The sequence below is a fragment of the Aureimonas jatrophae genome, assembly GCF_900104035.1.
GTDB classification, from domain to species: domain Bacteria; phylum Pseudomonadota; class Alphaproteobacteria; order Rhizobiales; family Rhizobiaceae; genus Aureimonas; species Aureimonas jatrophae.
Window position 1 is genome coordinate 129768 of record NZ_FNIT01000001.1, and the last position, 13251, is coordinate 143018.

The 13251-nt window shown below is 69.0% G+C and carries 11 protein-coding genes and 1 tRNA gene; 2 read left to right on the forward strand and 10 right to left on the reverse strand.

The genetic code is table 11. The features are described 5' to 3' along the window. Nucleotides 1-20: 20 nt before the first annotated feature. From BLQ76_RS00640 to BLQ76_RS00650, 3 genes are all read right to left on the reverse strand, one after another. A tRNA-Ser gene (locus tag BLQ76_RS00640) sits at nucleotides 21-110 on the reverse strand. Nucleotides 111-239: 129 nt separating this feature from the next. Further along, entirely contained in the window at nucleotides 240-632 is a 393-nt protein-coding gene (locus tag BLQ76_RS00645) for a diacylglycerol kinase (protein ID WP_090667413.1), read from the reverse strand. Continuing rightward, nucleotides 629-2284, reverse strand: a complete 1656-nt coding sequence (locus BLQ76_RS00650) for a phosphoethanolamine transferase (protein ID WP_170842412.1) — start codon at nucleotides 2282-2284, stop codon at nucleotides 629-631. The genes BLQ76_RS00645 and BLQ76_RS00650 overlap by 4 nt, the downstream gene beginning before the upstream one ends. A gap of 168 nt (nucleotides 2285-2452) precedes the next feature. Here BLQ76_RS00650 and BLQ76_RS00655 point away from each other — a divergent pair, with 168 nt between their 5' ends. After that, nucleotides 2453-3133 carry a response regulator transcription factor gene (locus BLQ76_RS00655; protein WP_090667416.1) on the forward strand — a complete coding sequence of 227 codons (681 nt, stop codon included), beginning with the start codon at nucleotides 2453-2455 and terminating at the stop codon, nucleotides 3131-3133. Further along, nucleotides 3120-4481 (forward strand): sensor histidine kinase, encoded by a 1362-nt coding sequence (locus BLQ76_RS00660; RefSeq protein WP_090667419.1) that lies wholly within the window; start codon nucleotides 3120-3122, stop codon nucleotides 4479-4481. The genes BLQ76_RS00655 and BLQ76_RS00660 overlap by 14 nt, the downstream gene beginning before the upstream one ends. Before the next feature lie 15 nt (nucleotides 4482-4496). On the opposite strand, the gene nhaA is transcribed toward BLQ76_RS00660, so the two are convergent. From nhaA to BLQ76_RS00695, 7 genes are all read right to left on the reverse strand, one after another. Then, entirely contained in the window at nucleotides 4497-5708 is a 1212-nt protein-coding gene (nhaA, locus tag BLQ76_RS00665) for a Na+/H+ antiporter NhaA (RefSeq protein ID WP_425285126.1), read from the reverse strand. Nucleotides 5709-5828: 120 nt separating this feature from the next. Next, on the reverse strand, nucleotides 5829-6653 hold the full coding sequence (gene iolB / locus BLQ76_RS00670; RefSeq protein WP_090667422.1) for a 5-deoxy-glucuronate isomerase: 825 nt from the start codon (nucleotides 6651-6653) through the stop codon (nucleotides 5829-5831). Nucleotides 6654-6667: 14 nt separating this feature from the next. Continuing rightward, nucleotides 6668-7573, reverse strand: coding sequence for a myo-inosose-2 dehydratase (gene iolE, locus BLQ76_RS00675; protein WP_090667425.1), 906 nt, complete (start codon nucleotides 7571-7573; stop codon nucleotides 6668-6670). Between the two features lie 37 nt (nucleotides 7574-7610). Next, complete coding sequence (iolD, locus tag BLQ76_RS00680) at nucleotides 7611-9452, reverse strand: 3D-(3,5/4)-trihydroxycyclohexane-1,2-dione acylhydrolase (decyclizing) (RefSeq protein ID WP_090669399.1); 1842 nt, start codon at nucleotides 9450-9452, stop codon at nucleotides 7611-7613. Next, nucleotides 9449-11362 carry a bifunctional 5-dehydro-2-deoxygluconokinase/5-dehydro-2-deoxyphosphogluconate aldolase gene (locus BLQ76_RS00685; protein ID WP_090667428.1) on the reverse strand — a complete coding sequence of 638 codons (1914 nt, stop codon included), beginning with the start codon at nucleotides 11360-11362 and terminating at the stop codon, nucleotides 9449-9451. Before BLQ76_RS00685 ends, iolD begins: the two co-directional genes overlap by 4 nt. A gap of 64 nt (nucleotides 11363-11426) precedes the next feature. Then, nucleotides 11427-12428 (reverse strand): inositol 2-dehydrogenase, encoded by a 1002-nt coding sequence (gene iolG / locus BLQ76_RS00690; RefSeq protein WP_090667431.1) that lies wholly within the window; start codon nucleotides 12426-12428, stop codon nucleotides 11427-11429. A 19-nt stretch (nucleotides 12429-12447) separates the two neighbouring features. After that, complete coding sequence (locus tag BLQ76_RS00695; RefSeq protein ID WP_170842413.1) at nucleotides 12448-13236, reverse strand: TIM barrel protein; 789 nt, start codon at nucleotides 13234-13236, stop codon at nucleotides 12448-12450. Nucleotides 13237-13251: the final 15 nt, after the last annotated feature.

A 13251-nucleotide genomic window follows, 5' to 3' on the forward strand; every position in this document is an offset into this window, starting at 1 on the left:
AGCGCTGGAACTCATAGGAATGGCGGAGAGGGAGGGATTTGAACCCCCGATACGGTTGCCCGTATGCCGCATTTCGAGTGCGGTGCATTCAACCACTCTGCCACCTCTCCGTCCGAGGTCGGCGACCGGGTCGCCGTTGCGTGGTCTGGCGCCCGGAAGGCGCGGGTCGTGTCCTACAAAGGTTCGATCCCGCACACAAGAGGAAATCGCTTGCCCGTCATGGGCGCGCAGGCGTCGGGTCAGATGCGCAGGAGCAGGGCGGCGACGGCAAAGCCGAGATTGCCCGCCAGAAGGCAGAACACCGCGAACGAGCCGAGGTCCTTGGCCTGCTTCGCGAAGGTCGAGATCTCGGGCGAGACGCGGTCGACGATCAGCTCGATCGCCGTGTTCAGCGCCTCGGCCGCCGCCAGGATCAACAGAAGCACGACCTGAATCAGGAGCATGGCCGGCGATACGCCCGCGATCAGCAGAAGCGCCAGAAGGGCGGCCCCCAGCATGATCTCCTGCCGGAACGCCGTCTCGCCGAGGAGGCGCAGGAGGCCGGCGGCGGAGTAGCGCGCCGAGGCCAGGAGATGGTCGATGCCGCGCAGCTTGGCATGCGCCCGGCGATCGGCAGGCGCTTCGATGCTCATGGGGTGGTCTCCGACTGGGCGGTCAGACGCGCGGCGGCGGGCAGGGGCGCGCGGCATGGGGCGAAGGCATCGAGCGAAGCGTCGTAGACCGCCGTGCGCACGTCGTTGAGCCCGATCAGCGTGTGGAAGAGGTTGTCGTGCGACAAGGGCTCGTTGCGACGACCGTCGAGGCAGGCGGTATCGAGGTCCATGCGCTGCGCGAAACGGGGCGAGAACCAGGCGATCATCGGAACGGTGGTCTGTGTCACGGGCGCGAGCAGGTAGGGCATGGCGTGCAGGTAGATGCCGTTCTCACCCAGCGACTCCCCGTGGTCGGAGACGAAGAGCAGCGTGGTGTCGAGATCGTCCCGCGAAGCCAGGAGATCGATCGTCTCGGCCAGGACGTGATCGGTATAGCGGATCGTGTTGTCGTACGCACGGACGATCTCGTCGCGTTGGCAGTCGGCGAACACGGCGGTGCGGCAGGCCGGCGCGAAGACCTCGAAGCCGTCGGGATAGCGTTCGAAATAGGTCGGACCATGGCTGCCGATCTGGTGGAGGACGATGACGGTGTTGCGCGTGATCGTGGTCAACTCGCGGCGCAGGCGATCGGTGAGGATGCCGTCGTGGCATTCCCCGCCGCTGCAGAAGCGCGGATCGTTGCTCTCCGGGAGGAAGGCGTAGGGGATGCGGTCCGCCACGTGGTAGGCGCCGCTGTCGTTGTCGATCCAGCGAACGTCGAACCCGGCCCGCACCAGGACGTCCAGCACGTTCTCGGACGAGCGGGCGGCGGCCTTCGAGTAGCGTTTGCGCGTCAGGTTCGAGAACATGCAGGGGACCGACACGGCGGTCGAGGTGCCGCAGCTCGATACGTTCGTGAAGGACACGACGCCGCGCCGGGCGAGCTCGGGGGTCGTGTCCCGCTCGTAGCCGTTGAGCGCGAACTGCTGGCTGCGCGCGGTTTCGCCGACGACGAGGATCGTCACCACAGGCTTGGTGGCGGACGCGAGGCGCGGTCCGGCAACGGCGTCCGTGCCGAGCGGCGCCGCGACGTAGGTCTCGGTCCCGATCTCCTGGTCGGCATATTTGTAGCTCGCGATCAGCGGCGCCACCGGATTGAGGCTTGCGATCAGGTCTCGGTGCATGCGGAAGGTCGAGGCGTAGCTGGGATAGAACGCCAGCACGATCGCGACGGTGACCGCAAGGCTCGGGACGATCACCGCCGAGTTCCACTTCGCCTTCTGCCAGAAGCGGCGGTGGCGGACGCGCACGACGGCGACCAGCAAAGCGGGAAAGAGCCCGAACAGAAGGAGGTGGAACACCAGGCTCGACGTCAGGAGATGGTTCGCCTCGGCCGGATTGGTGAGCACGACATTCGCGATCATGTCGCGGTCGATCAGGATGCCGTAGCTGTCCACGAAGTACGAGGCGGTCGCCGATACGAGGATGAGCGCGATCAGCACCGGCTTGACGAGATACTTCACCGAGACCGACGTCAGGATCGCGAACAGGAGAAGAAAGAGCCCGATCCCGAGGCCCACGAGATGCAGCGGGTGATCGCCGAAGTAGGCAAAGCCCTTGCGCCAGAACGTGCCGTTGGTCGCGAAGATCAGGTAGGCCGAGACAAGCGCCACGAGGGGCACGCTGCCGATGGTCGGTCTGGGAAGGCGCATGGTTCGGATCCCGAGGGACCGGACAAGCCCGGCCCGCGGCACCGCCTTAGCCGTCGCACCTCGGGGTTCGGCTGTCCGTTCCTATACGGTTTCGTATAATCGGCGTCCGCGACGTGAGAGCGCTGGCGCGATCGCATAAGGATGCATCGGTTGCCGGGAGGAAAAGGCTTGAAGGTCCTGCTGATCGAGGATGACGCATCGAGCGCGGCCTATGTCTGCGCGGGACTGCGCGAGGAAGGGCACGAGGTCGACCACGTGTCGAGCGGGGCTCTGGGTTTGGAACTGGCGCTGACGCGCTCCTACGATACGGCGGTGATCGACCGCATGCTGCCGGATCTCGACGGGCTGTCGCTTCTCAAGGCCATGCGGGCGGCGGGCCAAAGGGTGCCCGCGATCTTCCTCACCGCGCTGGGCGGCGTCGACGACCGGGTCGAAGGGCTGGAAGCGGGCGGCGACGACTATCTCCTGAAGCCCTTCGCCTTCTCGGAACTGATGGCCCGCCTGAATGCCCTGGCCCGGCGTGCCGTGCCGGAGCGGCGCGAGGAGGTCGTTCTGACGGTCGGCGACCTGCAGATGAACCTGGTGGCCCGAACCGTGTCGCGCGCCGGCCGCTCCATCGACCTGCAGCCGAGGGAGTTCCGGCTCCTGGAGGTGCTGATGCGCAACCGCGGACGCGTCCTCACGCGGACCATGCTCCTGGAGCGCGTCTGGCAGTTCCACTTCGACCCCAAGACCAACGTCGTCGAGACCCATGTCAGCCGTCTGCGCGGCAAGGTGGACCGGCCGTTCGGGCGCGAGATGATCCGCACGGTTCGCGGCTCGGGATATCTCCTCGATGCGGCTGCCTGACCGCTTCCGAACGATCTCGTTTCGCCTGTCGGTGGGCTACGGGCTGATGTTCGGCCTGTCGGCGCTCCTGATCATGGGCGTCACGTATGTCGCGGCGAGCACGCAGATGCAGAGCATCGTGCGCGCCTCGATCGCCGAGGATCTCGAACTCTTCGTCCAGGCCTTCCGGGAGGGCGGCGTGCCGGCGCTGCGCGAGGAGGTCGAGGAGCGCGTCGACAGCGCCGCGGCGGACCGCTTCTTCCTGCTTCTGGGCCCGGATGGCGAGCGGCTGGGCGGCAACCTGCCGGTCCATGCCTGGAGAGCCGGCGCGAGCGCCGAGCCCATGGCGCGATCTCCGGTCGACCCGCCGGCGGAGGAGGCGGGGCAAACGCTGTATGCCGACGGGGTCGAACTCGGCGCATACCGCGTCATGGCGGGGCGCCGATCGGACATCCTCGAGGAGATCCGGGCGATCCTCCTGTCGGCCATCCTGACGGGCGGGGTGATGACGGTGATGCTGGCGCTCGTGGGCGGCATCGTGGTGGGGCTCGGACCGAGCCGGCGCGTCGATGCGATCGCGGCGACCACCCGATCGATCGTGGAGGGCCGGCTCGACCTTCGTCTGCCGGTCTCGGGGCGAGGCGACGAACTCGATCGCCTGGCCACCGACATCAACGTCATGCTCGCTCGCATCGAGACGCTGGTGGAAAGCCTACGTCAGGTTTCGGCCGATATCGCGCATGACCTGCGCACGCCGCTGGCGCGGCTGCGGCAGGGGCTGGAGGGTATCGGCCGCTCGACCGACAGGACCGATCTGGAACGCGCCGTCGCCGGGGCGGTGGCGGAGTCGGATGCCATCATCGAGACCTTCAACGCTCTTCTGCGCATCGCGCAGATCGATGCCGGGGCGCGCAAGGCGCGGTTCCAGACCGTCGATCTCACGGAGCTGACCGAACGGGTCGCCGACGCCTACGGCGAGGTGGCCGTGGATGCCGGGCACCAGCTGACGGCCCGGATCGAGCCGGGCCTGACGGCGGTCGGCGATGCCGATCTCCTGACGCAGGCGCTGGTCAACCTCGTCGAAAACGCGATCACGCACGTTCCCGCGCCCGGGCGCATCGCGCTCGCCGCGCGTCGCGGCGCGCAGGGCCCCGTGATCGAGGTGGCGGACAACGGACCGGGGGTTCCCGCTGAGGAGCGCGACAAGATCTTTCGCCGGCTGTATCGCCTCGACCGAAGCCGCACGACCCCCGGCCACGGGCTGGGCCTGGCGCTCGTGTCCTCGATCGCCGAGCTGCACGAGGCCCGCGTCGTGGTCGACGACGGTCATCCCGGCCTCGTCATGCGTCTCCTGCTGCCGGCGGCCTGAGGCCGCCGGGGCGGATCAGCCCAGCGCTTCGCGCTTGCCTGCCGCCCGCACCGGTTGGGGCGCCCAGCGCAGGACGATGGCGCCCACCGTCATGCTGAGAAGCGAGCCGACGAGGACGCCGACCTTCGTCTCGGCCTCGAGTTCGGGACGGCTCGCGAAGGCGAGGAGACCGATGAACAGGCTCATCGTGAAACCGACCCCGCACAAAAGCGCGACGCCGTAGACCTGGATCCAGCTGGCCCCGGCGGGGCGCTGCGCGAGCTTCAGCCGCACGGCGAGCCATACGGTCGCAAACACGCCGAGCTGCTTTCCGAGAAAGAGACCCAGCGCGACGCCGAGCGTGACCGGCGCCAGCAGCATCGAGCCCGTGAAGCCGGCCAGCGACACGCCGGCATTGGCGAAACCGAACAGCGGCAGCACGAGATAGGCCGACCAGGGAAGGAGCCCGTGCTCCAGGCGGTGCAGCGGCGAGGTCGCCTCGTCGGGCCGGCCGGGGCTTGCGCCGAGCGGGATCGTCAGCGCCAGCACGACGCCGGCGATGGTGGCATGGACGCCGGAGCTGAACACGAAGAACCAGAGCGCAAGGCCGAGCAGCAAATAGGGCGCGAGCTGCCGCACGCCCGCCCGGTTCATCGCGACGAGGATCGCGACCACCACGGCGGCGGCGCCCAGCATCGGCCAGGACAGGTCGGCCGTATAGAACAGGGCGATCACCACCACGGCGCCGAGATCGTCGAGGATCGCGAGCGCGGTGAGGAACACCTTGAGCGAGACCGGAACGCGGCTGCCGAGAAGCGCCAGGACACCCAGCGCGAAGGCGATGTCGGTCGCGGTCGGGATGGCCCACCCCCGAAGCGTTCCGGGCGACGACCAGTTCACCGCCGCGAAGATGAGGGCGGGCACGGCCATGCCGCCGACCGCCGCGACGCCGGGCAGAATGCGATCGGACCAGGACCGAAGCTGGCCGTCGAGCAGCTCTCGCTTGATCTCCAACCCGACCAGAAGAAAGAACAGGGCCATCAGCCCGTCGTTGATCCAGTGCAGGACGCTGAGCGGGCCGAGATAGGTACTGAGGGCCGCGAAGTAGGCGGGTGCTGCCGGCGAGTTGGCGACGATCAGCGCGAGCGCGGCGCTCGCCATCAGAACGATGCCGCCCCCTGTCTCGCCCCCGATCAGGGCACGGAAGGCGGAAAGCGGACGTCGAAGGGGAATGGACGGCAAGGGCACGGATCTCCTTCGCTGGCGGCCCGACCAGCGTGAGAAAAACCTGCGAACCCGCCATGGACCCGCACCCGCGGTCGGTATCGCATCGCCCTCCCGCAGGCGCAAGGCTAGCGGGAAAGAGGTCTAGCGATCCCGCTCCATGATCCATTCGACGTTCAAGTCGGGCACGAAGCGCCAGTTGCGACGCGGGCCCGCCATGACGTTGAGGTAGTACATCTCGAAGCCGTAGGGCGCGCCGCACGGGTGGTGCCCGCGCGGCACCAGCACCACGTCGCCGTCGTGCACCGCCATGGTCTCGTCGAGCTGGCGGTCGTCGGTATAGACGCGCTGGACGCCGAAGCCCGAGGCCGGGTTGAGGCGGTGGTAGTAGGTTTCCTCGAGGTAGGTGATGCGCGGGAAGTCGTCCTCGTCGTGCCGATGCGAGGGGTAGCTCGACCAGTGGCCGGCGGGCGTGAACACCTCGGTGACGAGGAGGCTGTCGCAGTAGTCCTCGTTCTCCATCGCGATGTTGTTGATGTAGCGCGTGTTGGTGCCGCGGCCGCGCTCGGTGAGCGTGATGCCGTCCGGCCCGATGCGCCGCGCCTCGTGGCCTCGCCGGCCGGGCGCCAGACAGACGGCGATCGTGCAGTCCGTCTCGGCGACCGCCTCCCAGCTTTCCTCGTTCGGCACGTAGAGACAGTGCGGCGGCGTGCGCTCGAAGACGCTCATGCGCTCGCCGAGCAGCCCCCAGTCGCGTCCGGCCGCCTGCAAGCGTGCCTTGCCCTCGACGACGACGAGGATGGCCTCGTTGGCGCCCGTCGCTTCACCCGCCCGCTCGCCGGCCCGCAGGCGGTGGAGCGAGAAGCCGACATAGCGCCAGCCGGCCGATTGCGCGGTGATCTCGTGTACCTTGCCATGGGTGCCGAACGGGCGGCGCAGAAGCGGCTTGGAGAGAAGCGGCGAGGTCATGATGTCTCCTGCGCTCAGGCTTCGGCGCGGTCGAGGCCGGTCTCGCGCGCCATGCGCTTGAGAGCCTGGAAGCCCATGTTCTGATAGCGGAAGGGTTCACGCACGAGGCTGTCCTGCTCGGCCTCGATCACCAGCCAGCCCTCGTAGCCGTGCTTGGCCGCGATCGCGAGAACCGGCGCGAAGTCGACGCAGCCTTCCTCGTCGCCCGGCACCGTGAAGGCGCCGCGCCGCACGCCCTCCAGGAACGACAGGTTCTCCTCGCGCACCTGCCGCGCGATCGCGGGCCGCACGTTCTTGGCGTGGATATGGGTGACGCGGTCCATGTAGCGCTCGGCGATGTCGGCCGGGTCGGCGTCGCCGAAGGTGCAGTGGCCGGTGTCGAGAAGGAGGCGGGTGTGGGGGCCGGCCATCGCCATGAAGCGATGGATATCGTCGGCCGACTCGATGATCGTGCCCATGTGGTGGTGGTAGCCCATCTTCACGCCCTGGCCGGCGGCATGAGCGGACAGCGTCTCGTAGCCTTGGGAGAAGCGCTCCCACTCGGCATCCGTCATGACCGGGCGGTCGTTCACCGGCACACCGTCGTTGCCGTGCACCGTGTTGGAGCATTCGCAGGCGTTGATGTGATCGCCGCCGGCATCTCGCACCATGTCGATGAAGCGCTGGAGCGCGGCGATCTCGGTCTCGACGTCGTTGACGAGGAGGTTGGTCGAGTGCCAGCCGGCGGCAAAGCGCAGCCCGTAGGCTCCCAGCGCCGCCTTCAGCGCCGTGCCGTCGTCGGGCATGAGGTGCCCCTTCTCGATACCGTCGAAGCCGATGCGCCGGCAGTCGGTCAGGCAGTCGTCGAGCGTCAGGTGCGCGCCGATCGAGTGGTCGTCGTCGTTGGTCCAGGCGATCGGGTTGGTGCCGTAGAGGATCATGTCGGTCGGGTCCGGATGCGGGTGGAGACGGGCAGCGTCAGTTGACGAGGTTCTGGCGCGACAGGTTCTCGACGTAACCCTCGCGGGCCGCCTCGATCGCGTCGGTGCGGCCGACCTCGGGGACAGCGACGTCCCACCAGTGGCCGCCGCCCGCCTCGCCGGGGCCGGGCGCGGGATCGGTGTCGATCACGACCACGGTCGGGCGGTCGCGCCCTCGCGCCTCGGTGACGAGGCGCTCGAGATCGGCGATGCCCTCGGCCTTCACCGCGTGGGCACCCATCGACGCCGCATGGGCGACGAAGTCGATCTCGGGCTGCGCCTCGACGCGCGAGTCGACATAGAGGTTGTTGAAGGGCGCGCCGCCCGTATGCTTCTGCAAACGATTGATGCAGCCGTAGCCCCGGTTGTCGGTCAGTACCACCGTGAAGGGCACGCGCCGCATGACGGCGGTGGCGAGTTCGGAGTTGGCCATCATGTAGGAGCCGTCGCCGACGAAGCAGACGATCTCGCGTTCGGGCAGGGCGAGCTTGGCGCCGAGCGCGCCGGCCAGCTCGTAGCCCATGCAGGAGAAGCCATATTCCATATGGTAGCCGCCCTGGCTCGGCTGCCACAGGAGCTTCAGCGCGCCGGGCATGGTGCCGGCGGCGCAGAGCGCGATCGTCGCTTCGGTCGAGACACGCTGCACGGCGCCGATCACCTGCGCATCGGTCGGCAGCTCGTTGGAACGCTCGGCGGCCGGCGCCGCGCAATGCCGGTCGACCTGCGCCAGCCAGTCGGTGCGCGAGGCCGCATCGGGCTCGGCGGCGCGATGGCTTCCCAGCGCCTGCGACAGCTTCTCCAGCCCGACCCGCGCATCGGCCACCAGTGAGACGGCGCCGTGCTTGGCGGCGTCGAAGGCCTGGACGTTCAGCGAGACGAGACGGCGGCCGGGCGCCGAGAAGAGCGACCACGAGCCGGTGGTGAAGTCCTGGAAGCGCGTGCCGACGCCGAGGACAAGATCGGCCCGTTCGCACAGGGCGTTGGCGGCGGCCGAGCCGTCGACGCCGGCCGCGCCGAAGTTCATGGGATGGCTCTGGGGCAGGGCGGACTTGCCGGCCTGCGTCTCCACCACGGGAATGGCGTGGCGCGTGGCGAAGTCGGCCAGCGTCGCTTCCGCCTCGCTGAAGATCGCGCCGCCGCCGCAGACGATCACAGGGTTTTGGGCCGCGCGCACAAGATCGGCCACCTCGGCGAGTTCCCGCGCGTCCGGCTCGGGACGGCGGATGTGCCAGACGCGTGGCTCGAAGAAGGCTTCCGGCCAGTCGTAGGCCTCGGCCTGCGTGTCTTGGCAGAAGGCGAGCGTGACCGGACCGCAGGTCGCGGGATCGGTCATCGTTCGCAACGCGCGGGGCAGGGCGGTGAGAAGCTGCTCGGCGCGCTGGATGCGGTCGAAGTAGCGCGACACCGGACGGAAGCAGTCGTTGGCCGAAACCGTGCCGTCGTCGAAGTCCTCGACCTGCTGCAGCACCGGGTCGGGCCGGCGGTTGGCGAAGACGTCGCCGGGGATGAGAAGCACCGGCAGGCGGTTGACGTGGGCCAGCGCGGCGGCCGTCACCATGTTGGTGGCGCCGGGGCCGATCGACGAGGTGACGGCCATGGCGCGACGGCGCTTCTTGGCCTTGGCATAGGCGATGGCGGTGTGCGCCATGGTCTGCTCGTTCTGGCCGCGCCAGGTGGGCAGCGTGTCGCCGATGCCCTCCAGCGCCTCGCCGAGTCCGGCGACGTTGCCGTGGCCGAAGATGGCCCAGACACCTTCGATGAAGCGCTCGCCCTCCGCGGTCATCTGGACCGAGAGCCAGCGCACCAGGGCCTGGGCAGCCGTCAGGCGGATCGTCGTCATCGTGTGCCTCCCGCAGCGCTCGCGCGCGCCTCGTCCCATAGCTTGCACAGCCTGAGGAAGCGACGCCGCATCTCGTCGACCGCCGCCTCGTCGTCGATCCCGCCCGTCATCCAGCGGCGCGCCGCATCGCCGAAGATCGTGCGCCCGACCGCAAAGCCGCGCACGAGGTCGAAGCCCGCCGCCACGCGGAACGAAGCCGCGAGTTCTTCCTCCGGCGCATCGAGGCCCAACACCACGATGCCGCGCGTACGACGGTCGTGGGCCTCGATCGCCTGAATGGCGTTCGACCAGGCCTCCGGCGTCCGCAGCGGCTCGAGCTTCCACCAGTCCGGGTAAACGCCGATCTCGTACCAGCGACGGATCAGCTGCGCGTTGGTCCCGTCGTCGACCGGGCCGACCTTGGACGGGATGATCTCCAGGAGGAACTCCAGCCCGTTGCGCCGCGACGCCTCGAACAGGCGCTTCACCGTCGTCTCCTGCTCGTCGCGCATCGCCGGCGCGTCGCCGGGATGGCAGAAGCACAAGACCTTCACGACGTTCTCGCGCGCCCATTCCTCCAGACCGCCGCAGTCGGGGCCGAGCTCGGGCTCGAGCGTCAGCGGGCGCGAGCCCGGCCACTCGGCCGGACGACCGATCCACAGGCCCGTGCCGGACGCGGCATGGAGCGCGCGGCGACCGATGCGGTTGTCGCACAGGATGCCGTAGCCTTGCTGCCCACCCTGCACGCCGAGGGCCGCCCGCAGGCACAGCTCCTTGAAGGCGCCACCCTTTTCCGGCGTGTAGCCCTCCATCTGCTCGAGCTGCATGCGGTGGTCGAAGGCGAAGACGCGCATCGTCTGCCGGTCGCCGTGCCGGTTGGTCGACCAGTGGATCTGCTCCAGCTCCGCGTCGTTGCGAAGGTCGGGGCGGACGACGCCACGCTTCAGGAAGAAGTCCAGTTCGGTCAGGCTCGGATAGGCCGGCGTGCAGCCGTGGCGCGAGACCGCGAAGGCGCCGCAGGCGTTGGCGTATTCGAGGGCCTTCGGCCATGTCTCGTCGCCGAGCCAGCCCTTCAGGAGGCCGGCAAAGAAGCCGTCGCCGGCACCCAGAACGTTGAACACCTCGATCGGGAAACCGGGGCCGGACTGCGCCTCGTCGAGGCTCGCCGGGATCGCACCCTCGATCGCGACCGCGCCCTTGGCGCCGCGCTTGCAAACGAGGGTCGCGCTTGAAACCTTGCGCACGGCGCGCAGCGCCGCCAGCGTGTCGGTCGAGCCGCCGGCGATGTGGAACTCCTCTTCCGTGCCGACGATGAGGTCGAAGAGGTGCAGCGTCGACTGGAGCTTGGCCGTCACCGCGGCGCTCTCGACGAAGCGGCTCTCGCCGTCGCCGTGGCCGGCGACACCCCAGAGGTTCGGCCGGTAGTCGATGTCGAGCGCGGTGCGAAGCCCGTGCGCCCTGGCCAACCGCAACGCCTTCATGACGGCGGCCTCGGTTCGCGGGTTGGAGAGGTGCGTGCCGGTGACGACGAGGGCGCGCGCGTCGGCGACGAAGGCCTCGTCGATGTCGTCCTCGGCGAGTGCCATGTCCGCGCAGTTCTCGCGGTAGAAGATCAGCGGAAAGGAGTCCTCGTCGCGGATGCCGAGAATCACTAGCGCGGTGAGGCGCTCCCGGTCCGTCTTCACGCCGCGCACGTCGACGCCCTCGCGCTCGAGCTGCTCGCGGATGAAGCGGCCCATGTGCTCGTCGCCGACCTTGGTGATCACCGCGCTCCTGAGGCCGAGGCGCGCCGCGCCGCAGGCGATGTTGGTCGGGCTGCCGCCGATATACTTGCGGAAGGATCCCATGTCCTCCAGACGCCCGCCGACCTGCGCGCCGTAGAGATCCACCGAGGAGCGGCCGATCGTGATCACGTCGAGCTGGCGGGCCATGGCTTCTTCCTTGGAAAACGGCGGGCGGGGGGCAGGGGCGGCGACGGGCGCCGCCCGCAAGGCGTCAAGCGCCGAGCATGTCCGGGGTGAGCGTGACGGTCTCGCCGGTCTGGGACGAGCGGGTCGCGGCCTCGGCACAGGCGAGCGCGGCCACGCCGTCGCGCAAGGTCACGGGGAAGGCGGACTTGTTCTCCACCGCGTCCACGAACGCCGTCCACTCCGTTTCGTAGGCGCGCATGTAGCGCTCGAGGAAGAAGTAGACGGGCTTGGCCGATGCGGCGCCGGCGGCCGTGATCTTCTCGACCGTGTTCTCCAGGACGTTGCGCGCCGAGAGCAGCCCCTCGGATCCCAGCAGCTCGACGCGCTGGTCGTAGCCGTAGCCGGCCCGGCGCGAGTTCTTGATCACCGCGATGCGTCCGTCGGCCCAGGTCATCGTGACCGCCGCCGTATCCACGTCGCCCGCCTCGCCGATCGCGGGGTCGACGAGCGAGGAGCCGACCGCCGTCACCTTCTCCGGAGCGCCGCCCATGAGCCAGCAGGCCATGTCGAAGTCGTGGATCATCATGTCGCGGAACAGGCCGCCCGAGACCTTCACGTAGGAGACGGGCGGGGGCGCGGGATCGAACGAGGTGATCGAGAGAAGCTCGGCGCGCCCGATCTCGCCCGCGTCGAAGGCGGCCTTGAGGGCCGCGAAGTTCGGGTCGAAGCGACGGTTGAAGCCGATCATCACGCTCTCGCCGCCGACCGTCTTCTGGCAGGCCAACGCCCGCTCCAGCGACAGGTCCACCGGCTTCTCGCACAGAACCGCCTTGCCGGCAGCGCTTGCGCGCTCGATGAGGTCCGAATGGGTGTCGGTCGAGGTCGCGATCAGCACGGCGTCGATCGCGGGGTCGGCCAAAATCTCTTCGATCGTCATCGCCTTGGCGCCGGTGCGCTCGGCCAGCGACCGTGCCGCGTCGCTCACGACGTCGGCGACGGCGACGAGCCGCGAGTTCTTGTCGGCGGCGATCGAGCGGGCATGAACCTGGCCGATGCGGCCCGCACCCAGAAGCGCGACGTTGAGCATGGGAGATGATCCTCGAAGATCAGTGGGAAAGGGTGAAGGCGTCGCGGAAGCGCTGGAGCGCAAGCTCCGAGTCGCTCTCGGGCCAGGCTTCCAGCCCGACGACGCCGCGGTAGCCCATGGCATCGAGCGCGCGGGCGATCGCGGGATAGTGGATCTCGCCGGTGCCCGGCTCGTGGCGCCCCGGCACGTCGGCGACCTGGATCTCGCCGATCAGCGGCAGCGCGCGGCGGCAGAGCTCGATGAGATGGCCCTCGCCGATCTGCGCGTGGTAGAGGTCGAGGTTGAGACGCAGCGAGGGTCGGTTCACCGCTTCCACCAGCGCGATCGTGTCGGCGGCCTTGGCAAACGGCGTTTGCGGGTGATCCACCGCCTCGTTCAGGTTTTCCAGAACGAACACGACGCCATGCTCCTCGCCGAGGTCGGCGATGCGCCGCAGCGTGTCCACCGCCTTCAGCCACATGGCGGGCGTCGTGCCGTGCGACTTCATGACCGGCAGGCCGTCGCCGTCGAGGCCCGTGCCGTGAAGGTTCAGGCGGGGGCAGCCGATCTCGTGGGCCACCGGGATCGACTGCCGCGCGGTGCGCAGCAGCTCGTCGGCGCCCGCGTCGTCCGCCAGCGTCCCCGTGACGTAGCCGGTCATCGACGAGAAGCGCGCGCCGGACGACGCGAGCGCCGGGATGTCGTGCTTCCGCCAGTCCCAGATCTCGACCAGAAAGCCGGCCTGTGTCAGGCGCGCGATCCGCTCCGCGACGGGAAGCTCGCGAAACAGCATCTCGGCGCAGGCGGCGAGCTGGAACGGTTGGGTCATCGCAGTCCGCAAAGG

What these genes read in the sequence shown, in the direction of transcription:
- BLQ76_RS00695 (WP_170842413.1), bottom strand. Translation starts at nt 13,236, where the DNA reads ATGACCCAACCGTTCCAGCTCGCCGCCTGCGCCGAGATGCTGTTTCGC.
- iolD (WP_090669399.1), bottom strand. Translation starts at nt 9,452, where the DNA reads ATGACGACGATCCGCCTGACGGCTGCCCAGGCCCTGGTGCGCTGGCTC.
- iolG (WP_090667431.1), bottom strand. Translation starts at nt 12,428, where the DNA reads ATGCTCAACGTCGCGCTTCTGGGTGCGGGCCGCATCGGCCAGGTTCAT.
- BLQ76_RS00650 (WP_170842412.1), bottom strand. Translation starts at nt 2,284, where the DNA reads ATGCGCCTTCCCAGACCGACCATCGGCAGCGTGCCCCTCGTGGCGCTT.
- iolB (WP_090667422.1), bottom strand. Translation starts at nt 6,653, where the DNA reads ATGACCTCGCCGCTTCTCTCCAAGCCGCTTCTGCGCCGCCCGTTCGGC.
- BLQ76_RS00645 (WP_090667413.1), bottom strand. Translation starts at nt 632, where the DNA reads ATGAGCATCGAAGCGCCTGCCGATCGCCGGGCGCATGCCAAGCTGCGC.
- BLQ76_RS00685 (WP_090667428.1), bottom strand. Translation starts at nt 11,362, where the DNA reads ATGGCCCGCCAGCTCGACGTGATCACGATCGGCCGCTCCTCGGTGGAT.
- BLQ76_RS00660 (WP_090667419.1), top strand. Translation starts at nt 3,120, where the DNA reads ATGCGGCTGCCTGACCGCTTCCGAACGATCTCGTTTCGCCTGTCGGTG.
- iolE (WP_090667425.1), bottom strand. Translation starts at nt 7,573, where the DNA reads ATGATCCTCTACGGCACCAACCCGATCGCCTGGACCAACGACGACGAC.